The sequence below is a fragment of the Geodermatophilus sabuli genome (assembly GCF_900215145.1).
GTDB lineage: Bacteria > Actinomycetota > Actinomycetes > Mycobacteriales > Geodermatophilaceae > Geodermatophilus > Geodermatophilus sabuli.
In genome coordinates, this window is record NZ_OBDO01000006.1 from 222874 (window position 1) to 243799 (window position 20926).

The 20926-nt window shown below is 71.7% G+C and carries 19 protein-coding genes; 11 read left to right on the forward strand and 8 right to left on the reverse strand.

Annotated features, from left to right (window positions below; translation table 11 throughout):
• Positions 1 to 6: 6 nt before the first annotated feature.
• Positions 7 to 744, forward strand: coding sequence for a GntR family transcriptional regulator (locus tag CRP39_RS15270; RefSeq protein ID WP_245853897.1), 738 nt, complete (start codon positions 7 to 9; stop codon positions 742 to 744).
• A 198-nt stretch (positions 745 to 942) separates the two neighbouring features.
• Positions 943 to 1335, forward strand: a complete 393-nt coding sequence (locus tag CRP39_RS15275; protein WP_097207227.1) for a tautomerase family protein — start codon at positions 943 to 945, stop codon at positions 1333 to 1335.
• A 104-nt stretch (positions 1336 to 1439) separates the two neighbouring features.
• Here the strand turns inward: CRP39_RS15275 and CRP39_RS15280 are convergent, their stop codons facing one another.
• On the reverse strand, positions 1440 to 2678 hold the full coding sequence (locus CRP39_RS15280; protein WP_143426660.1) for an FUSC family protein: 1239 nt from the start codon (positions 2676 to 2678) through the stop codon (positions 1440 to 1442).
• Positions 2679 to 2995: 317 nt separating this feature from the next.
• Here CRP39_RS15280 and CRP39_RS15285 point away from each other — a divergent pair, with 317 nt between their 5' ends.
• Complete coding sequence (locus CRP39_RS15285) at positions 2996 to 4453, forward strand: sugar porter family MFS transporter (protein WP_097207229.1); 1458 nt, start codon at positions 2996 to 2998, stop codon at positions 4451 to 4453.
• A gap of 66 nt (positions 4454 to 4519) precedes the next feature.
• Here CRP39_RS15285 and CRP39_RS15290 read toward each other — a convergent pair whose 3' ends face one another.
• A complete protein-coding gene (locus CRP39_RS15290; protein ID WP_097207230.1) occupies positions 4520 to 4951 on the reverse strand; it encodes a hypothetical protein in 432 nt (143 codons plus the stop codon).
• A gap of 237 nt (positions 4952 to 5188) precedes the next feature.
• On the opposite strand from CRP39_RS15290, the gene CRP39_RS15295 reads away from it, so the two are divergent.
• The 6 genes from CRP39_RS15295 (at position 5189) to CRP39_RS15325 (ending at position 12980) form a co-directional block, all read left to right on the forward strand.
• A complete protein-coding gene (locus CRP39_RS15295) occupies positions 5189 to 5893 on the forward strand; it encodes a DUF899 domain-containing protein (RefSeq protein WP_097207231.1) in 705 nt (234 codons plus the stop codon).
• 94 nt (positions 5894 to 5987) lie between these two features.
• Positions 5988 to 6824 carry an MBL fold metallo-hydrolase gene (locus CRP39_RS15300; protein WP_097207232.1) on the forward strand — a complete coding sequence of 279 codons (837 nt, stop codon included), beginning with the start codon at positions 5988 to 5990 and terminating at the stop codon, positions 6822 to 6824.
• Positions 6825 to 7555: 731 nt separating this feature from the next.
• Positions 7556 to 8356, forward strand: a complete 801-nt coding sequence (locus tag CRP39_RS15310; RefSeq protein ID WP_281253782.1) for an alpha/beta fold hydrolase — start codon at positions 7556 to 7558, stop codon at positions 8354 to 8356.
• Between the two features lie 116 nt (positions 8357 to 8472).
• Positions 8473 to 9366: a LysR family transcriptional regulator gene (locus tag CRP39_RS15315; protein WP_097207336.1), complete on the forward strand. Its 894-nt coding sequence runs from the start codon at positions 8473 to 8475 to the stop codon at positions 9364 to 9366.
• Between the two features lie 223 nt (positions 9367 to 9589).
• Positions 9590 to 10756, forward strand: coding sequence for a mandelate racemase/muconate lactonizing enzyme family protein (locus CRP39_RS15320; RefSeq protein ID WP_097207234.1), 1167 nt, complete (start codon positions 9590 to 9592; stop codon positions 10754 to 10756).
• A 454-nt stretch (positions 10757 to 11210) separates the two neighbouring features.
• Entirely contained in the window at positions 11211 to 12980 is a 1770-nt protein-coding gene (locus tag CRP39_RS15325) for a BCCT family transporter (RefSeq protein ID WP_245853898.1), read from the forward strand.
• A 262-nt stretch (positions 12981 to 13242) separates the two neighbouring features.
• On the opposite strand, the gene CRP39_RS15330 is transcribed toward CRP39_RS15325, so the two are convergent.
• Together CRP39_RS15330 and CRP39_RS15335 are read right to left on the reverse strand one after the other, a co-directional pair.
• Positions 13243 to 14415: an NAD(P)/FAD-dependent oxidoreductase gene (locus CRP39_RS15330; RefSeq protein WP_097207236.1), complete on the reverse strand. Its 1173-nt coding sequence runs from the start codon at positions 14413 to 14415 to the stop codon at positions 13243 to 13245.
• A complete protein-coding gene (locus CRP39_RS15335) occupies positions 14412 to 14732 on the reverse strand; it encodes a bifunctional 3-phenylpropionate/cinnamic acid dioxygenase ferredoxin subunit (protein ID WP_097207237.1) in 321 nt (106 codons plus the stop codon). The genes CRP39_RS15330 and CRP39_RS15335 overlap by 4 nt, the downstream gene beginning before the upstream one ends.
• Before the next feature lie 129 nt (positions 14733 to 14861).
• Between CRP39_RS15335 and CRP39_RS15340 the strand changes: the two genes are divergently transcribed.
• Entirely contained in the window at positions 14862 to 15662 is an 801-nt protein-coding gene (locus CRP39_RS15340) for an IclR family transcriptional regulator (protein ID WP_172442462.1), read from the forward strand.
• Between the two features lie 293 nt (positions 15663 to 15955).
• On the forward strand, positions 15956 to 17077 hold the full coding sequence (locus tag CRP39_RS15345; RefSeq protein ID WP_097207238.1) for an aromatic ring-hydroxylating oxygenase subunit alpha: 1122 nt from the start codon (positions 15956 to 15958) through the stop codon (positions 17075 to 17077).
• Positions 17078 to 17150: 73 nt separating this feature from the next.
• Here the strand turns inward: CRP39_RS15345 and CRP39_RS15350 are convergent, their stop codons facing one another.
• The 4 genes from CRP39_RS15350 to CRP39_RS15365 form a co-directional block, all read right to left on the reverse strand.
• Positions 17151 to 18065: an MBL fold metallo-hydrolase gene (locus tag CRP39_RS15350; RefSeq protein ID WP_097207239.1), complete on the reverse strand. Its 915-nt coding sequence runs from the start codon at positions 18063 to 18065 to the stop codon at positions 17151 to 17153.
• Positions 18066 to 18078: 13 nt separating this feature from the next.
• A complete protein-coding gene (locus tag CRP39_RS15355) occupies positions 18079 to 19014 on the reverse strand; it encodes a methylenetetrahydrofolate reductase (RefSeq protein ID WP_097207240.1) in 936 nt (311 codons plus the stop codon).
• Entirely contained in the window at positions 19004 to 19615 is a 612-nt protein-coding gene (locus CRP39_RS15360) for an MBL fold metallo-hydrolase (protein ID WP_097207241.1), read from the reverse strand. The genes CRP39_RS15355 and CRP39_RS15360 overlap by 11 nt, the downstream gene beginning before the upstream one ends.
• Before the next feature lie 74 nt (positions 19616 to 19689).
• Positions 19690 to 20781, reverse strand: coding sequence for an S-(hydroxymethyl)mycothiol dehydrogenase (locus CRP39_RS15365; protein ID WP_097207242.1), 1092 nt, complete (start codon positions 20779 to 20781; stop codon positions 19690 to 19692).
• Positions 20782 to 20926: the final 145 nt, after the last annotated feature.

Sequence of the window (20926 nt, forward strand, 5' to 3'; positions counted from 1 at the left end):
GACGCGGTGGCCGTCACGCCGGCCTTCGACATCGACCGCTCGAGCCCGACCCCGCTGTACTTCCAGCTGTCGCAGGCCATGGAGCGGGCCATCTCCGACGGCAGCCTGCCCGCGGGGTCCAAGCTCGAGAACGAACTCCTCCTGGCCCAGCACTACGGCCTGTCCCGACCGACGGTCCGCCGTGCCGTCCAGGAGCTCGTCGACAAGGGCCTGCTCGTCCGCAAGCGCGGCGTGGGGACCCAGGTCATCCAGCCCCACGTCCGGCGGTCGGTCGAGCTCACCAGCCTCTACGACGACCTCGCGCGAGGCGGCGAGACGCCGTCGACCGAGGTCCTCTCGCTCGAGCGGGTGCCTGCGCCGGCCGACGTCGCTGCCGAACTGGACGTCGCCCCGGACGAGGCGGTCGTCGCCCTCCGTCGGCTGCGCCGGACCCACGGCGAGCCACTGGCGATCCTCACCAACTACCTGCCCGCGCGGTTCGAGCCGACGGTCGCCGAGCTCACCGAGCGGGGCCTGTACCAGTACCTCCGTGGCCAGGGTGTCCACCTGCGCGTCGCCCACCAGCGGATCGGGGCGCGGCTGGCTCGCGCCGACGAGGCGCGGCTGCTGGAGGAGCCGCCACGGTCGGCGCTCCTGACGATGCAGCGCACGGCGTTCGACGACAAGGGCGCTCCCGTCGAGCACGGCCGCCACGTCTACCGCGCCTCCCGCTACGACTTCGAGACGACGCTCGTCGGTCGCTGATCGGCGGCGTCCCTGCCTGGCGACCCGCACCTCTGGTGCGGTTCGTCGGCCTCGTCGCGCCTCCGGCGAGCGGCGGGTCGGTGCCGCCGCGTCCGCGAAGTCTGCCAAACGTGTCTTCACAAAGTCTTAATGTCCTGACATAGTCCTCGACTGTGTGGCCGGCGTCACGCCGGTCGACCCATCGTCGAGGGAGGCCCTGTGCCCCTGATCCGCATCGACGTCGTCGAGGGACGACGCGGGCCCGAGGAGCTCCGGCTGCTGGCCGACACGGTCCAGGAGGTCGTGCTCGACGTCTTCGCCGCTCCGCCCGGAGACCGCTACCAGGTGATCACCGAGCACAAGCCGGGACAGCTGATCTGCGAGGACACCGGGCTCGGCATCGAGCGCACCGACGACCTCGTCGTGCTGCAGGTGTTCCAGCAGGGGCGTTCCGACGAGCAGAAGCGGGCCCTCTACGCGGGCCTGTGCCGACGGCTCGGCGAGGCCACCGCCCTGGCACCCGGCGACCTCGTGGTGTCCGTCGTCGGCAACACCCGGGCCGACTGGTCCTTCGGACTGGGCCGAGCCCAGTTCCTCGACGGCGACCTCTGATCCCCGGGCCCCTGTCCCCGGCCCATCCCGCCCGCGCACGCCCTGGAAGGAGGGACGACGTGTCCGCACGCGAGACGGTCGTCGTCGACCGACGCCCCGCGACGTCAGGACGGGCGGCGGCCCAGGCGCAACCGGTCCGTCGCCCGCTGCGTGGCGCGGGGCCGAACGGGCAGGGCCGGGACGTCGTCCGCCGACCCGGGGCCGAGCTCGTCGACGACCCGGTCGACGGTCGTGAGCAGTGCGGAGTTCAGCTCCCACAGCCCCGTCCTGCTGCGCGGGTCACCGATCAGCAGGTCCGCCACGAGCGTGCGCCCGCTGACCATGGCCGCCAGCGCGCCGGCCAATCGGTCCTCCCCGGCGGCTCGGACGTCTCCGGGCTCCGCCGTCAGGACCCGGCCGAACTCCCGGACGACGGTGCCCATGCGCTCCAGCAGGCTGGCGGTGGTACGCCGGACCGTGTCGGCGTAGTCGGCGTCGTCCTGGACACCGGTGCGTTCGCGGGTCGCGTCGTCGATCGCGCGGAACAGCGTCCGCAGCGAGACCGACGTGTACTCCAGCGCGTCCAGGCCGGCGCGGACGCCGGTGGTCGCCCACGGGGACCGCAGGGCCCGCACGTTGAGCCGGCGGCTCTCCTCTGCGTGCGCGAGCGCCCGGTCCAGCCGGGGGACGTGCCGGTTGAGACGTCGCGCGGCCTGCAGCCAGCGCGTCGTCTGCTCCGGGGTCACCGGGCCGGCGACCAGGACGCCGGCGGCCTCGTCGAGCAGGGCGGCGATCTCCCCGGCGAACCGCTCGACCGACCGGACCGCGTACCGGGTCTGCACGGCCGGGGGGAACAGGACGTTCACCGACATGCCGACGGCCGCGCCGATCAACGTCTCGAGGACGCGGTCACCACCGACGGACTCCACGCCCGACGCACCGACTCCCAGCACGAGCATGGCGCTGATCGGCACCTCCACGAGGTGTGGCCCGAGGCGCAGCAGCTGGCCGACGAGGATGGCCGCCGCCACGAGAGCCCCGAGACTCCACCAGCTGAGCCCCACGACGGCGGCGAACACCACCGCGAGCGCCACGCCGGAGACCACGGCGAGCACCCGCTGCACCCCGTTGACCAGGGTGCTCGTGAGCGTGGCCTGCACGACGAGCAGTGCGGTGAGCGCCGCGATCAACGGCGGCGGCTCGTGCAGACCGGCTGCCTGGGCGACGAGGTAGGCGGCCACGGTCGCCCCGGTCATGCGCAGCGCACGGAACGCCGCGGACCGGCCGCGCCGGCGCACCAGGCGCGCGAAGCCGGCCGCGAGCTCCCGGACGGACGCTCGCCCACCTCTGCGCCAGGGGCTCACGGCCTCATCCTCCGCGACGTCGACCGGAGGCGGCACCCGGCTCGCCGGGGGACGCGGGTCGCCGTGTGCCCCCGCTCGTTCCGCCCCGCACCGATCGACGACACGGTGCGCCGGCCCGGCGTGCCCGTCCGCGGGCGCGACCCCTGTGTCCGGCCGCGCGGCCGGGACCCGGCTCCCTCGCCCGGCCGTCGACGCACTCCCCGCGCATCCCGCCCCACGTCCGGAGTCCCCGCCCGCACGGGCGAGCCGGGTCCTCCACCTGAACCACCCCACCTCCACCCGGGGCCATGACGCCCTCCTCCTCGAAAGAGCGGCCCATGTCGATCCACTCGTCCTCCGGGACGTCCAGCGCGGCGCCACGATCGCCCGCGCACAACCGGTTCCTGGTCAAGCTGACGGTCATCTCGACCCTCGGCGGTCTCCTGTTCGGCTACGACACCGGGGTCATCTCCGGTGCCCTGCTGTACATGAAGGAGGACCTCGCCCTCACCACCTTCACCGAGGCCGTGGTCGTCAGCTCGCTGCTGTTCCCCGGCGCGGCCTTCGGCGCGCTGCTCGGCGGCAAGCTGGCCGACAAGCTCGGCCGCAAGGGCAGCCTGCTCGTCTGCGCCGGCCTGTTCCTGTCCGGTGCCCTCATCTGTGCGATCGCGCCCAACGTGGGGGTCATGACCACGGGCCGGATCCTGCTGGGCTTCGGCGTCGGGGCCGCCGCGGTGACGTGCCCCCTGTACCTCGCCGAGATGGCCCCCGCCGACCGGCGGGGCCGCATGGTCACCATCAACGAGCTGATGATCGTGACCGGCCAGTTCCTCGCCTTCGCGATGAACGCGCTGCTGGACGCCCTCATCCAGGACCCGCACGTCTGGCGGTGGATGCTCGGCATCGCCACGCTCCCCGCCATCGCCCTCTTCGTCGGCATGTTCTTCCTGCCGGACTCGCCGCGCTGGTACGCCGTCCGCGGGCGGTTCGACGAGACCCGGCGCGTCCTCGGCCTCAGTCGTGACCCCGCGGAGGCGGCCGAGGAGTACAACGTCATCGCCGAGCACGCGAAGCGGGACACCTCCGAGGACAAGGGCGCGGCCCTGCGCGACCTGCGGGCGTTCCCCTGGATGCGCCGGATCCTGTGGCTCGGGTGCGGCCTCGCGACGGTGCAGCAGGCGACCGGCATCAACACGGTCAACTACTACGCACCGACCATCCTCGAGTCGACCGGACTCGGGGCGAGCGCCTCGCTCATCCTCACCATCACCGTCGGGGTGGTCGCCATCATCGGCACGATCCTCGGGATCGTCCTGATCGGGCGGCACAACCGGCGGCCGCTGCTGCTCACCGGGTTCACCGGGGTCGCGGCCGGGCACGCCGTGCTCGCCCTGTCGTTCCTCCTCCCCGAGTCGGGGTTCCGGAGCTACCTGATCCTCGCCGCGATGCTGCTCGTCGTCTTCTTCGTGCAGACGTTCATCGGCACGCTGGTCTGGCTGCTGCTGTCGGAGATCTTCCCGATGACGATCCGCGGCTTCGCGATGGGCATCGCGGTGTTCGTGCTGTGGACGGTGAACGCGGCGATCTCCTTCGCGTTCCCGCCCCTGGTGGCGGCGCTGGGTGCCAGCCTGACCTTCGGGTTGTTCGCGCTGGTGAACATCGGCTCGCTCACCTTCGTCAAGAAGTTCGCGCCGGAGACCCGGGGCCGGTCGCTCGAGGAACTCGAGGACGACTTCCGGACGCACGACCTGTCCGAGGTCGCCCGCGAGGCCCCGGTCGCCGTCCGCGGCGGCTGACCGGCCTCACCACCGACGGTGCCCGCCACCCCGCTCACCAGGGTGGCGGGCACCGCCGCGTCCGGATCAGAGCAGCCGGGGGAGCGGGCGGACGACCAGCCGCTCCTCCACGGACCGGCCGTCGAGGACGAGGCGGGCCCGCCACACGCCAGACGTCCGCAGCGGGGTGATCGGATCCCCCTGCGCCAGGCGGCGGAAGGTCTCCCGGGCCTCCTCGGCCGTCGCGTAGGCCTCCCACCGCGGGACCCGCTGCAGCGGTCCCAGCGCCTCGATGCGGTGCGGCGCCCGGGCGTCGTCGGGCGGCGGACCGGCCTCCTCCTGGACGACGGCGGACAGCCGCGGCCGTCCCAGCACGTACTTGCCGTTGCTCCGGACGCCCAGCCAGTCGTAGTTGCCGGTGGCCAGCTTCGCCCACAGGACCTCGGGCTTCCTGCACTGCTCGAGCACGGGGTAGAGCTGCTGGCCCAGGGTGACCTGGACGTGCGAGCGCTCATGCATCTCGCCGATGCTATGGACCCCGGTGGTACTCCGCTGAGCGGTTCTGATCGAAGAGGTCAACGGCGATCAGATCGCGGTGGAGACCGTCTCGACGAAGGGCACGGCCGTCCTGGTCTCAGCCGATGAGTTCGGTGGCGCCCGGCAGTCTTCCCCGTCGGATGCGGGGCGGCCCCCGGTCGACAGCTGTCCTGCGGGTACGACCGGCCTGGATCAGCAGTGTCCCGAGGGAGGTGCCACATGACGGATGCCCCGTCACGCACGCACGAGGACCTCGGGCTTCCGGAGGTGGTCTCGCCGGCTGAGTGGCGCGCCTCGTTCGAGACGCTGTTGACCAAGGAGAAGGCGCTCACCGCTGCCCGTGACGAGATGTCCGCGGCGCGGCGACGGATGCCGATGATGCGGGTCGACACCGGCTACCGGTTCGTGGGTCCCGCCGGTGAGGTCGGCCTGGTGGACCTCTTCGAGGGCCGCCGGCAACTGATCGTCTATCGCTTCTTCTATGCACCCGATGTCGAGGGCTGGCCCGAGGGAGCGTGCTCCGGCTGCTCCATGTTCGCCGACAGCGTCACGCATCCCGCGCACCTGAACGCTCGTGACACGACGCTCGCCTTCGTGTCCGCCGCGCCTCAGGAACGCATCGCGACCTACCGCGACCGGATGGGATGGCGTGTGCCCTGGTACACGCTGATCGGGAACGACTTCTCCCGTGACTTCGATGTCGAGGAGTACTTCGGCCTCAACGTGTTCATCCGGGACGACGACGCGGTCTTCCGCACGTACTTCGTCAACGGGCGTGGTGTCGAGACGATTGGATCCGCGTTCACGTTCCTCGACCTCACGCCGCTCGGTCGCCAGGAGCACTGGGAGGACTCCCCGGCGGATCGCTCGCAAGGCGACCCGTACGTCTGGTGGCGACGACACGACGAGTACGACCGGTCGTGATGGCGGGTGGCTCCTACGGCTCCACCGAGGACGACGACGGCCTGCTGCTGGACGAGATGTTCCTCGACGAGACCACGAGCGGAAGGAGCCACCCGTGCTGAGGCAGGTCGCGGAGGGTGTGCGGATCCACCAGAGCGAGCTACTCCAGAACAACGCCGTGGTCGTGCACGGCCGGGCCGGCGTGTTGCTCATCGACCCAGGGATACGGGACTCGGAGATGGTCTGCCTCGCGAACGACCTCCGCGAGTTGGGCCACCCCGTCGTGGCGGGCTTCTCGACGCATCCTGACTGGGATCACGTGCTCTGGCACGCCCACCTCGGCGAAGCGCCCCGTTACGGGACAGCGCGCTGCGCGGCCCACGTGCGAGATCTGCTGTCGCACGCGGACTGGAAGTGCCGCGTCTCCGAGGGGCTACCGCCGGAGATCGCCGATGAGGTACCGCTGGACCTGTTCGGCCTCATCACCGGTCTGCCAGCCGGAACTGCGCGGATTCCCTGGGATGGTCCTCGGGTGCGGATCATCGAGCACCCGGCGCATGCCCCGGGGCATGCGGCGCTGGTGATCGAAGAACACGGCGTTCTCGTGGCCGGCGACATGCTCTCCGACGTCCTGATCCCGATGCTCGACGACCTGAACGGCACCAACGACCCGATCGAGGACTACCTCGTCGGGTTGCGCCTGCTCGAGGGCGTGGCGGACGACGCCGACGTCGTCATCCCCGGTCACGGGTCCGTCGGCGGAGCCGATCAGGTACGCGCACGGATCGACCAGGACCGGGCGTACGTACACGCCCTGCGGAACGGCCACACTCCCGACGACCCGCGGATCGGCCCATCGGCCGCGCCCGGCTGGGAATGGGTGAGCGACATACACGCAGGGCAGGTCCAGAGCCTCGCCCGGAGAAGCGAGCGCGATGGGACGCCCGGCTAGCGATCGGCTTGCGGGACGATCCAGCTGGACCACGCCGGTGGCACCGGCGCAGAGCCGAGCGCTGTTCCGTCATTCTCCCGTTGCTCCCGGTACGGACCCCTGGGCAGGAGGCCGGCCTGCGCGAGACTTCACGACCTTGCCGTTGGAGAGCCGGACTCGCGCACGCGTCTCGCCTCCGTCGCCCACCAGATGGAGGGGAGCCCATGTCTCCCACGGCTCGTCGAGTCGCAGCCGCTTGGGGAGTGGCCGCTCGGGGTTGTCCACGTAGAAGACGGGTGCGTCGAACCAGACATGGGTGAGAACGACCTCGCGCTGGGCAGACAGGTTGGTCACGTTGATGAAGTACTGCGGGACCCCAACTCCCACAAAGGCCGCGCGATGTACCCGAACGCGTACCCGCCGGTGGACTTGATGAAGGGCCCGAACGGCGCCCAGCACCCTGTCCGCGACCGCAAGGCCCAGCTCCATGCGGTCACTGTCCTCGGGGAGGACGTGGCTGCGCGAGGAGTCAGCGGAAGGTGACGAGCTCTCGCACCCGGGCCACCCGGGCGCAGGGCTCGTAGCCTCGTGCGTGAGCCGTGTCGTGGACCGGGTGCCTGACCACCGGGCTCACGGACACCCGTGTCGAGGAGGATCCGATCAGCCGCCGTTTCCCGCCGGTGAGTTCCCTGCAGGTGACCAGTCCGGACGGGACGCTCATCCGCGCCTGGTCCTGCGGCGAGGGGGTCCCCGTGTTGCTGTGCAACGGGTTGGGCGCCTCCTCGTCGGCATGGCCGGCTGTGGTGGCGGAGAACAGTGGCTTCCAGGTTGTCGGGTGGGACCACCGCGGGCTCGGGGCCTCCGAACGTCCGCGTGACGTGGCACGGGTGCAGGTCGAGGACCACGTGGCCGACGCCCGCGCGGTCCTCGACGCCTTCGGCCTGGCGACGGTGACGGTCGTGGGCTGGTCGCTCGGGGTCAACGTCGCGTTCGAGTTGGCGCTGGAGGACTCGGAGCGGGTCGACGGCGTCCTGGCTGTCGCCGGCGTCCCGGGCGGTTCCTTCTCGTCGCTCTTCGCGCCGTTCGGGGTCCCGCGCCGCTGGCGGGCGCCGGCAGGGCGGATCGGGAGTCGCCTGCTGCCCGTCATCGGACCGCTGCTCCCGGTCCTCACGCGCAGTACGCAGCCGTGGCAGACCCTGCTCGCGCCGGCCATCGCGGAACGGACGGGCGCGGACACGGCCCGGGTGGAGGCGTTGGCCGTGGTGGTGGGCGAGTTCGCCGAGCACGACTGGTCGTGGTTCCGGCGGCTCGCCGTCGCCGTCGCCGATCACGCGCCACTCGACGTGGCCTCCCTGTCGTGTCCGGTGACCTTCCTGGCGGGGAGGTACGACACGCTCGTCGACGTCGTGGACGTCCGACGCGCGGCCGACAGCGTGCCCGGAGCCCGGTACCGCGAGTTCGCGGCATCGCACTTCCTGCCCCTGGAGAAGCCGGTGGCGATGGCCGCCGAGCTGCGTCTGCTCACCGGGGTGAGTGCTGGGCACGCCAGGTGAACCGAGCTCTTCCAAGCAGGGCGATGTGACCGTCATCCGACCAGAGTCTGCTCCGGGGCCGGGTGCCTGCCGTGCCGCCACAGCTCCGAGGCCGTCCCCTGTCAGCGGAGGTGACCGTGGACACACGGCAGCTGCGGTACTTCCTCGCCGTCGTCGACGCCGGCAGCGTGCACCGGGCGGCTGAGCACCTCTACGTCGCCCAGCCCTCGGTCTCCCAGGCGCTGCGGACGCTGGAGCGGGACCTGGGCAGCCTGCTGTTCCACCGCACCGGACGGCGTCTGGTGCTCACCGCTGCCGGACGGGCACTGATCGGTCCTGCCCGCGAGGTGATGCGCGGACTGGACCTGGCCCGGGCGACCGTGGCGGCCGTCGAGGGACTGCTGGGCGGGGAGTTGGTCATCGCGACGATGCCCTCGCAGTCGGTCAGCCCGCTCACCGGCATGATCGCCACCTTCGCCGCCCGGCACCCGCTGGTGCAGCTCACCGTCCGCGGGGCGAGCACGCCCACCGACGTGCACGGGATGCTCGCCACCGGCGACGCCGAACTCGGGTTGGTGGCCACCGCGTCCTCCGCACCGGAATCGCCGGAGCTGAGGGTCCTGCACCTGGAGACGCAGCGTTTCGCCCTCCTGGCCGGGGACGAGGCGGCACTGCCCGCCGGGGACCCCGTGCGCCCGGCCGATCTCGCCGGCCGCGCGCTCATCGTCGGCCAGCAGGGCACCGCGATGCGCCGGGTGGCCGACACTCTGCGCCGCCAGGTCCCCGACATCCGGTTCGCGGTCGAGGTGGAGCACCGGGAGGCGGTGTTGCCGCTGGTGCTGACGGGGGTCGGGATCGCCGTCGTCCCCGACTCGTGGCAGGCACTCGCCCGGTCGGCCGGTGCAGCCGTCCGCGCGCTGGACTGCCCCGACGTCCTGCAGGTGTCGCTGGTGTACCGGTCGGGCCGGCTCAGCCCGGCCGCCGCGGCCTTCCTCGAGCTGACGCGGGCGGTCGTCGACCCGTCCGGCTGATAGGCACAGCCTCTCGACGGGCGAAGATCTACGTCTTGGACCTGCGAAGCGGAGCCCGGTCCACTGGACCCATGACGCGCTGTCGCATCGCCCTCATCCCCGATGACGGCATCGGCATCCCGCGCGACCGCGGGACCCACGAGTTGCGCGAGACGGTGCAGTGCCTCGCCGCCGAGCGGTCCACCGCAGCGCCCACATCCCATCCCCGAACGGAGACCATGCGATGAAGATCCGATCAGTGCACGAAGGGGTCGTCCCGATCAGCTCCTCGATCCGCAACGCCTGGATCGACTTCAGCTCGATGGACTGCTCGATCGTGGCGATCGTCAGCGACGTGGTGCGCGACGGGAAGCCGGTGGTCGGCTACGGCTTCAACTCCAACGGCCGCTACAGCGCCGGTGAGATCCTGCGCCGCCGCATCCTCCCGCGGCTCACCGCCGCCGAACCGGATGCCCTGCTGAACGAGGCCGGGGAGCTGGACCCCACCAGAGCGTGGCCGATCATGATGGACAACGAGAAGCCCGGTGGCCACGGTGAGCGTTCCGTCGCCGTCGGCGTCGTCGACATGGCCCTGTTCGACCTGGCCGCGAAGATCGCCGACCAGCCGTTGTACCGGTACCTGTCGGACCGGTACGGCGACGGGCAGCCCGACGACTCCGTGTTCGTGTACGCCGCCGGCGGCTACTACGCCCCAGGCAAGGGCCTGAGCGACCTGCAGGACGAGATGCGCGGGTTCCTCGACCAGGGCTACCGCGTCGTGAAGATGAAGATCGGCGGCGCGGACCTGTCGGAGGACCTCCAGCGCATCGAGGCCGTCCTCGAGGTCCTCGACGGCGACGGCTCGCGGCTGGCGGTCGACGTCAACGGCCGCTTCGACCTCGACACCGCCCTGCGGTACGGCCGCGCGATCGAGCCCTATGGTCTCTTCTGGTACGAGGAGGTCGGCGACCCGCTGGACTACCAGCTGAACGCGGTCTTGTCCGAGCACTACAGCGGCCCCATCGCGACCGGCGAGAACCTGTTCTCGGTCCAGGACGCACGCAACCTCATCCGCTACGGCGGGATGCGCGCCGATCGGGACTACCTGCAGTTCGACCCCGCGCTCAGCTACGGCCTGACCGAGTACCTGCGCACCCAGGAGATGCTCGCCCAGCACGGCTGGTCCTCGCGCCGCTGCATCCCGCACGGCGGGCACCAGTTCTCCCTGCACATCGCTGCCGCCCTCAAGCTCGGCGGCAACGAGTCCTACCCCGGGGAGTTCCAGCCCACCGGCGGCTTCGCCGACGATGCCGTGGTCCGCGACAGCCGAGTCGGACTCACCGAGATCCCCGGCATCGGCTTCGAGGGCAAGCAGGCCTTCTACGACGTGCTGCGGCGGCTCCACGAGTGATCGCCTCGGCGTTGACCGGCTGGGACCTCGGCGGCGCGCGGGCGGTTCAGTCGCGCGGCGGTGAAGCGCGGCTGAGGCACCGGGCGACCCGGCGAGAACGGGTCGAGTTCCGCTCACCGGAGCGCATGCGGTGTGACGGCGCGCGGCCGCACTGTGGGGAGAATCACTTCCGCCCCTTGTCCCATGACACCGCCTCTGGTTCCCTCATGCGAAACCAGTCTCGAATGACGCAACACGATTGGGGAGTGTCATGGAGCAACCGCGCAGCGAGGAAGGCCCGCGCCCGCACCCGCTGAGCCGCTCGGAGGACGTCGGAGCCGATCCGATTCCGGGGACCGGGGCCGGCGCCGCGGGAGAGCAGCACCCCACCGTCCAGGCCGCGGATGTGTCCGTCACCGGGACCCACCCCGCCATCGCGGAGCCACCACCCTGCGTTGCCGACCGCCACTGGGCCGTGGACAGGGTCCTGTTCGCCATTGCCGCGGCCATGGCCCTGGGCTTCGTGGTCTGGGGCTTCGCGACGCCAACGGGGCTGGGCACGGTGAGCGGGTCCGTCCTCGGCTGGGTCACCGGGAATCTCGGGTGGCTGTTCGTCCTCCTCGCGTCGGCGTTCGTCATCTACGTGATCTGGCTGGCGGCCAGCAAGTACGGGCGGATCCCGCTGGGGCGTGACGACGAACGGCCGGAGTTCCGCACCATCTCGTGGATCGCGATGATGTTCAGCGCCGGCATGGGCATCGGGTTGATGTTCTTCGGAGTCGCTGAGCCGCTGTCGCACTACGTCTCCCCGCCGCCGCTCACGACCGAGGCCGAGTCGTCCCAGGCCATCGAGACGGCGATGGCGACCACGCTGTTCCACTGGACGCTGCACCCGTGGGCGATGTACGCCGTCGTCGGTCTGGCCATCGCCTACGGCACCTTCCGACGGGGCCGCCGTCAGCTGATCAGCTCCGCCTTCATCCCGTTGCTCGGCGAGCGGAGGGCCGCGGGTCCGGCCGGCCGGGTCATCGACGTCCTGGCGATCTTCGCGACGCTGTTCGGGTCGGCGGCCTCGCTCGGGCTGGGTGCCCTGCAGATCGGCAGCGGGGTCGAGATCCTCGGCTGGGGCGGGGACGTCGGCAACGGCATCCTGGTCGCGATCATCGCGGTGCTGACCGCGGCGTTCGTCGCATCCGCCGTCTCGGGCATCGCTCGCGGGATCCAGTGGCTGTCCAACATCAACATGGTCCTGGCACTGGTTCTCGCGCTGTTCGTCTTCGTGCTCGGTCCGACGATCTTCATCCTCAACCTGATCCCCGACGCGGTCGGCAGCTACTTCTCCGACCTGGGCGAGATGGCCGCACGCACCGAGGCCACCGGTGGTGACCCGATGGCCGCCTGGCTGCGCGGCTGGACGGTCTTCTACTGGGCGTGGTGGATCAGCTGGACGCCGTTCGTCGGTCTGTTCATCGCCCGCATCAGCCGGGGCCGCACCATCCGCCAGTTCGTCACCGGCGTGCTCCTGGTGCCCAGTCTGGTCAGCTTGCTCTGGTTCGCCGTGTTCGGCGGTGCGGGGATCGCCGCGCAGCGCGACGGCCTCGACGTCGCCGGTCAGGGCACCACCGAGGGGCAGCTGTTCGCCGTCCTGGGGCAGTACCCCCTGTCCACCGCCGCGACCGTGCTCGTGATGGTCCTCGTGGGGATCTTCTTCGTCTCCGGTGCTGACGCGGCCTCGATCGTCATGGGGTCGCTCTCGCAACGCGGCACCCTGGAACCCAGCCGTTCGGTCGTCGTCTTCTGGGGCGTCGTGATGGGTTCCGTCGCAGCGATCATGCTGCTCCTGGGCGAGGACGGCGCGGCCCTGACCGGGCTGCAGAACCTGACGATCATCGCGGCGCTGCCGTTCGCCCTCGTGATGGCGGCGTTGGCCGTGAGTCTGGTCAAGGACCTCCGCCGCGACCCCATCGTCCTGCGGGGCAACTACGCCACCCTGGCGATCCAGCAGGCCGTCGTCGACGGCATCCGCCGCCACGGCGACGACTTCGTCCTGGTGGTGGAGAAGACCCCGAGCGGGCCATCGGACACCGCCGCGGCGCAGGCGCTCTCCGTGGGCTCGGAGGTGAACGGCCCGCTCTCGGTCAGCCCGAGCGGCAACTTCGTGGCGTCGGCCGGCGGCGTCCCTGTCCCTGCGCCGCCTCAGCCCAAGGCGGAGGCGATGGGCAGGCCGTCGGATCCGCGCGACTAGGGACCTCGGCCGGCGGGTGAGGGCCTCCCGGCACCGGAGCTGCTGCGTGTCGCTCCGGTGCCGGGAGGCTCCGCCTGCCGCACCGGGCCCGACACCGCCCGTTGAAAACGGTGTGACGAAATCGGAGATGCCCGCCGGGGCGCGGCGGAACTGCTCACCGAGTCGATGCGCACCGCCGCGGACCGCCGTCACCGAAGCGACGGCGGTCCGAGGGTGATGAGCTACGGCCGTGGGCCGCCCGCCCGCGGCGGGGGGTGGAGCGTCAGGACGTCGCCGGCACGGCCGAGCGGAGCTGCCGGCGCCACCGGGTGAACAGGCGCGGCTGGTTCATCCCGAGGACGGCAACGGGGTGCCCGTCGCGCTCGTAGGCCACCAGGAAGCTGCGGTCGGCGCAGCTGCCCTCCACCACGCGGGCGACGTCACCGTCTCGACGCGACCCCGCGAACTGGATGCGGGCGCCGTACTGGTCGGACCAGAAGTAGGGGACCGGGGTGGGCGCCGGCCCTCCCGTGCCCAGCAGGGTGGCGACCGCGGCGGCGGGCTGCTCCAGTGCGTGGGTCCAGTGCTCGATGCGGACGTGCCGCCCGTGGGAGGCCGACCACGCCGCGGCGCAGTCGCCGACGGCGACCACGCCCGGGATGGTGGTGGCGCCGCGCGCGTCGGTGAGGACGCCGTTGCCGAGGGCCACGCCGGAGTCGGCCAGCCACTCGGTGTTGGGCGTGGCGCCGATGCCCACGACCACCACGTCGGCGGGCAGGCGCGTGCCGTCAGTCAGGTCGACGGCCTCGACCCTGCCGGTGCCGACCAGCCCCGCGACCCCGGTGCCGGTCAGCAGCCGGGTGCCGTGGTCGGCGTGCAACTCCGCGCAGACGCCACCCATCTCCGGGCCCAGGGGACCGGCGAGCGGGACGGGCTGGGTCTCGACGACGGTCACCTGGAGCCCGAGCGTGCGGGCCGTGGAGGCGACCTCCGCGCCGATGAAGCCGGCGCCGATGACGACGAGCCGTTCGGCCGTGGCCAGGTCCACCCGGAGCGCGATCGCGTCGTCCAACGAGCGCAGCACGTGCACACCGTCGAGCCCCTTCCCCCCGGGCAGGCGCCGAGCGCGGGCCCCGGTGGCGAGGACGACGCCGTCGGCCCGCACCTCGCTGCCGTCGTGCAGCAGCACCGAGCGGCTCCGGTGGTCCAGGCCGACCGCCGTCGTGCCCAGCCGCCACTCGAGGCGCAGCTCCGCATCGTCGGGTGCGCCCAGGGTGATGTCCTCCAGCGACGCCGTGCCGGCCAGGAAGCCCTTGGACAGGGGTGGGCGGTCGTAGGGGGCGTGCACCTCGTCGCCGATGACCACGATGCGGCCGTCATAGGACTGGTCGCGGAGCGCGCGCGCAGCCGAGAGGCCGGCCAGCGAGGCTCCGACCACGGCGATCGTGGGGCTCATGCGGCACCGTCCGCGGCGGTCCCCGGCTGCACGTAGATCGTGCCGTCCTGGACGACGACCCGGTGCGTGCCGACCGGTGTCTTGGCCGGCGGGCCGGACACCTTCCCGGTGCGCAGGTCGAAGCAGGAGGCGTGCAGGGGGCACTCGACGGCGCAGCCGTCCACCCAGCCATCGGCCAGCGACGCGTCCTGGTGGGTGCACGTGTCGTCGATCGCGTAGAAGTCGCCGTCGACGTTGAAGACCGCGATGGGCTCGTCGGCGTCGACTCGGATCGCCTCGCCGGGCGGCAGCGCGGTCGTGGGGCAGACCGGGATCATGGGGCCCTCCAAGCGGCGTTTGTTGCTTCCAGCGCAACTCACTGCTGATAGCGCAACAGCATCGTCGCGCACCTGGGCGCCGTCAAGTGAGACGACGGCGCCCAGCGGGCCGAGACCTACCCTGAGGCCATGAGTGGGCCGCAGAGTGTGAACGCCGGGCGTGGTTCGGTTGCCGCGGTGCAGTCCGTGGACCGCGCGCTGAGCGTCCTCGAGATCCTGGCGGCCCACGGAGAGGCCGGCGTCACGGAGGTGGCTGCCGAGCTCGGTGTGCACAAGTCCACCGCGTTCCGGCTGGTCGCGGTGCTGGAGAGCCGGGGCTTCGTCGAGCAGTTGGCCGACCGGGGCAAGTACCGGCTGGGCTTCGGGGTCGTGCGCCTGGCCGGCGCCGCTGCGGCGCAGCTGGACATCGCCCAGCAGGGGCGCCGGATCTGCGAGTCGCTAGCTGCCGACCTCGAGGAGACGGTCAACATCGCGATCCTGGACAGCGACCGGGCGGTGAACGTCAGCCAGGCCCGCGGGCCGGCGGCGCTCAGCACCCACAACTGGGTGGGCCAGGGCACCCCTCTGCACGCGACGTCGAGCGGCAAGGTGCTCCTGGCCCACGCTCCCGACGCCATCCGCAAGGGCGTGCTTTCCCGGGAGCTGCCGCGCCACACCCCGGCCACCATCACCGATCCCGAGGCGTTGCAACGGGACCTCGACCGGATCGTCGAGCAGGGATGGGGATCGACGGCCGAGGAGTTCGAGGTCGGCCTCAGTGCCGTCGCCGCACCCGTCCGGGGTGCCGATGGAGACGTCATCGCGGCGCTCAGCGTGTCGGGGCCGTCCTTCCGCATGGACGCGCAGGACTTCCCGCGGCTCGCCCGGCACGTCGTGGCGGGCGCCGAGGAGCTGAGCAGGAGGCTCGGCTTCTTCGGTCAGCGCGACTGATCCGGCGCGGCGTCGCCGCCGAGGCGGGTCGTCGCGAGCCGGGGCAGAGGTGGGTGGCGCTCATCGACCGGCGGCCGGTCCTGCCGGCGCGGAGCCGGCGTGGTGTCACGTCCGGTTCGGGCTCGTCGCTGATGCCGCGTGGTTCGTTGCGTCTTGCGCGACCCGCTGTGTAATGTGCAACACACCGGTCGTCCAGAGCTCGCTGGCGGATGACGACCGTGGCCAGTCGCAGACATCTGCGTTGTCCGACTCCCGGCGTCCCTCCGATCGCCGACGGAACCCAGAGGTGCCGTATGACCACCACCGAACAGCCCGCGAGCCTCATCTCCACGCTGCCGGGCCACTACTACACCGACCCCGCCGTGTTCGCGCTGGAGCAGTCCCACGTCTTCGAGGACATGTGGTTCTGCGCCGTGCGATCGGGCGACCTGGCGAAGCCCGGCTCCTTCAAGAAGGTCCAGGTGGGCCGCGAGAGCGTCCTCGTGGTCCGCGGCCGGGACGGGCAGCTACGCGCGTTCCTCAACATCTGTCGGCACCGGGGTGCGCAGATCTGTACAGAGGAGTCGGGCGCGACCAACCGGGCCTTCCGGTGCCCGTACCACGCGTGGACCTACGACCTCGAGGGCAAGCTGATCGCGGCCCCCAACCTGACCAAGATGCCCGACATCGACCGGATCGAGTACGGCTTGGTGACCGTGGCGCTGCGTGAGTGGCTGGGGTACGCCTGGGTGTGTCTGGCGAAGGAACCACCGTCCTTCGAGCACGACGTCATGGGCGACGTCGTCGAGCGCCTCGGGAGCGTGGAGGCGATCGAGCACTACGACCTCGACTCGCTGTCCGTGGGGCGCCGCGTCACCTACGACGTCCAGGCGAACTGGAAGCTCATCATCGAGAACTTCATGGAGTGCTACCACTGCGCGACGATCCACCCGGAGCTCACCGAGGTGCTCCCCGAGTTCGCCGACGGCTACGCGGCGCAGTTCTTCGTCGGGCACGGCGCGGAGTTCGGGGACGACGTCAAGGGCTTCACCGTGGACGGCGGCGAGGGCTTCGACCGGCTCCCGGGCGTCGACGAGGACCACGACCGGCGCTACTACGCGATCACGGTCAAACCGACCGTCTTCATCAACCTCGTCCCGGACCACGTCATCTTCCACCGCATGTTCCCCGTCTCGGCCGACCGGACGATCGTGGAGTGCGACTGGCTGTACACGCACGACGTCGTCGAGTCGGGCAGGGACGTGTCGCGGTCGGTGGAGCTGTTCCACCGGGTGAACGAGCAGGACTTCGCGGCCTGTGAGCGGACCCAGCCGGCCATGTCCTCTCGTGCCTACGCCAACGGCGGCGTCCTCGTGCCCTCCGAGCACCACATCGGTGCCTTCCACGAGTGGCTGACGCAGCGCCTGTCACGTTGAGCTGGCACGCACCGCTGCGGGGCCGGGAGGACGACGTCCTCCCGGCCCCGCAGCGCGGGTGCCTCGCCGTCGGTCACACCGCGAGGTAGCCGCCCTCGGTGGCGACGACGAGGCCGAGGCGCTCGAGTCGTTCCAGGTGCAGGAGGGCGGTCCGCCGTTCGACCGCGTCGACCAGCGGCGACCGGACGTGCGGCCGGTACACCAGCCGGCGCGCGACGACGTCCGCGAGCGTGCGCGGCTGCCGCAGCAGTTCCAGCAGCCTCCCGTCCCGGCGCCGGATGACCGCGGCGAACCGGTCCAGCGCGGCGTGGAAGGCCGGACGCCCCTCGAGCACGCCCACGTGGTGGGCCGTGCCGTACCAGCGCGCCTCCACCTCCCGCAGGCGCGCGAGCGACGCCTCGAAGTCCTCGAGGCTGCTGGACAGGTCGCCGTAGTAGGGGCCGAAGGACGTGAGGTCGATGTCCGCGAGGAACAGGAAGCCGTCGGGCTCGACGAGGAAGCCGCAGTGACCCGCGGTGTGCCCCGGCAGGTGCAGGACGGTCACCGTCCGGCCGCCGAGGTCCAGGACGTCGCCGTCCTCGACCGTGCCGACGTGCTGGTGCCCGGCCAGGTGGAACGTGTCGCGGAGCTCCTCCCGGAAGACCGCGGCCTCCTCCCGGCCCAGCCCGAAGCCCGCGAGCAGGGCCTCGGGGGACCGGATGGCGCCGACCTCGGCGGGATGGGCGAGGACCGGCACGTCCGGGAACAGGTGGAGCCCCGCGACGTGGTCCTCGTGGGCATGGCTGACGGCGACCAGGTCCACTGCCCCTGACACCCCGCCGCGCCGGTGGACCTCGGTCGAGGGGTCCACCAGCACGGTGCTGCCCGTCCCCCTGATCAGCAGGGAGCTCGCACTGGGGTAGCGGCCGCCTCCTGGTGAGCCGAGGAGGGTGACGCCCCCGTAGGGGACGTCACCGACGCAGCCCGGCGCGGTCCGGTCACCGGTCATCTCACCGGTCGTCTCACCGGTCTCCGCACCCGGCGTCCGCCAGGCGGGTCAGCCACGCCTGTCGCCACGCCTCGGTCCGCTGCACCTCGTTGAAGGTGAACAGGTGCACACCGTGCAGGCCGTGCCCGGGGTCGCCGAGGGTCGGTGCGAGGCGTTCGACCAGACGGTCGGGCTGATAGCCGTGCGGGAGGAAGAAGCGCCACAACAGGCCGTGCTGCTTGGTGAGGAAGCGCGCGGACCGGCCGAGGCCGAGGGTGGCCGAGATGCGGATCAGCTTCTGGCGGGTCACCGCGCCGGGGAGTCCGACCCGGATCGGCAGGTCCACCCCTCTCCGCTTCGCCTCCCGCGCCCAGGCGGTCGTCGTCGCGGCGGAGAAGCACAACTGCGTGATGACGTGGGTGGCGTGCGGCGCCTTGCGTTCGAGGGCGCGCTCGATCAGCTCCGGGCTGATGTGTCCGTGCCCCTCGGGGTAGCCGCCGATCCCCACCTGCCGGAAGGAGTGGCCGGCGGTCTCCAGCTCCTCCAGCAGCGAGAGCGCGTCGGGGAACGTCCCCGCGGGATCGGCGGCGTCGCCCCCGACGACGAACACGCCGTCCACCCCGGCGGCACGCAGGCGACCCACGATGTCGTCCAGGTGGCCCCTGTCGCGGACGAGTCGCGCGGCCAGGTGCGGCGTCGCGGCGAACCCGTGGCCCGACAACCGCTCCGCCAACTCCAGGGTGGGCGTCAGCCCCTTGGCCTCGGTCACGGTCACGGTGAGCGGCACGGAGCGGGGGACGTGCTCGACGACGGACTCCTCGGCGCCGCGCAGCGGCAGGACCTCGTAGCTCGCCTCCCGCAGCGCCCGCTCCAGCGCCACCCGTGCCCGCTGCCGCGTCGGCCGGCCGTCGACCGTGGGTGATCCCGATCCCGTCGGCGCCCGGGTCCGGCCCGGGATCTCAACGGACACTGCCCACCTCCGCGGCGATGACCGTGTCGTCGCCGTGCCCGGTCCTGACGACGGTGTCCTCGGGGAGGGTCAGCAGGCACGAGCGGATCGAGTGCAGGATGGTCGGCTGGTCGCTGTAGGACCGTCCGGTGGCGCCGGGACCGCCGCAGAACAGCGTGTCGCCGGTGAAGACGGTGTTCAGGTCGCGGGCGTAGAGCGAGGTGCTGCCGGGGCTGTGGCCCGGGGTGTGCATCGAGAGCAGGAACGTCCCGGCCACGTAGAAGGGGGTGCAGTGTCCGACGGGCTGGTCGGGCAGGGCTTCGGGGTGGACGCTCCTCCACAGCATGAGGTCGGCGGGGTTGATCGAGATCGGCGCACCCGTGGCCTCACGCAGGTCGACCGCGGCGGTGATGTGGTCGTTGTGCCCGTGGGTGAGCACGATCCCCGTCACCGTGCGGCCGCCGATCGCCTCGAGGATCGGCTCGGCGCGGTGCGGGGCGTCGATGACCAGCACCTCGCTGTCGTCGCCGACCAGCCAGACGTTGTTGTCGACGGCGAAGTCCTCCCCGTCCAGGCTGAAGACGCCGCTGACGACGACCTTGTCGATCCGCGCGGTGCTCATGGCCCGACTCCTCGCTCGTTCCGCTGTTCGCTCGTTCCTCGGCTGCGGTGCTCGCTGGCCCGTCGTCGTCACGGTCACTTGTCCAACACCACCACGGAGCGCAGCACCTCGCCCTGGCGCAGGTTGTCGAAGGCCTCCTCGACGTCGTCCAGGCCGACGGCCTCGGTGACGAACTGGTCGAGCGGGAAGCGGCCCTGCAGGTACAGGTCGATGAGCATCGGGAAGTCGCGGGAGGGCAGGCAGTCGCCGTACCAGGAGGACTTCACCGCCCCGCCGCGGCCGAAGACCTCGATCAGCGGCAGCTCGATCGTCATGTCCGGTGTCGGGACGCCGACCAGCACCACGCGGCCGGCCAGGTCGCGGGCGTAGAAGGCCTGCTCGAACACCGCCGGGTGGCCCACGGCATCGATCGCGACGTCCACGCCGAAGCCGCCGGTGTGGCCCTTGATGGCCTCCACCGCGTCGGTGTTCTTGCTGTTGACGGTGTGGGTGGCTCCCATCTGGCGGGCCCACTCCAGCTTCCGGTCGTCGATGTCGACGGCGATGATCGTGGTCGCGCCGGCCAGCTTGGCGCCGGCGATCGCGGCGTCGCCGACGCCGCCGCAGCCGAAGACGGCGACGCTCTCGCCGCGCTGGACCGCGCCGGTGTTGATGGCCGCACCCACGCCGGCCATGACGCCGCAGCCGAGCAGGCCCGCGGCGGTCGGCGGGGCGGCGGGGTCGACCTTGGTGCACTGGCCGGAGTGGACCAGCGTCTTCTCCACGAACGCGCCGATGCCCAGCGCCGGGGACAGCTCGGTGCCGTCGGCCAGGGTCATCTTCTGCGTGGCGTTGTGGGTGTTGAAGCAGTACTGCAGTTCGCCCTTGCGGCAGGCGCGGCACTCGCCGCACACCGCGCGCCAGTTGAGGACCACGTAGTCGCCGACGGCGACGTCGGTGACGCCCGCACCGACGGCGGAGACCAGGCCGGCGGCCTCGTGGCCGAGGAGGAACGGGAACTCGTCGTTGATGTTGCCCTCGCGGTAGTGCAGGTCGGTCGCGCAGACCCCGCACGCCTGGACGTCCACGACCGCCTCACCCGGGCCGGGGTCGGGGACGATGATCGTCTCGACGGTGACCGGAGCACCCTTGCTGCGGGCGACGACGCCCTTCACCTCATGGGCCATGACGCTGGATCTCCTCTCGTGGGGGTGCGCCGACGGGGCGCAGCGGGCTCTCGGTGGGCGGGGTGCCGATCGCGGTGGAGATCGACTGGGATCGCTTCGGCGGCACCCCTTGACCCCGCTCGGCAGCCACCCTACGGTGTTGCAC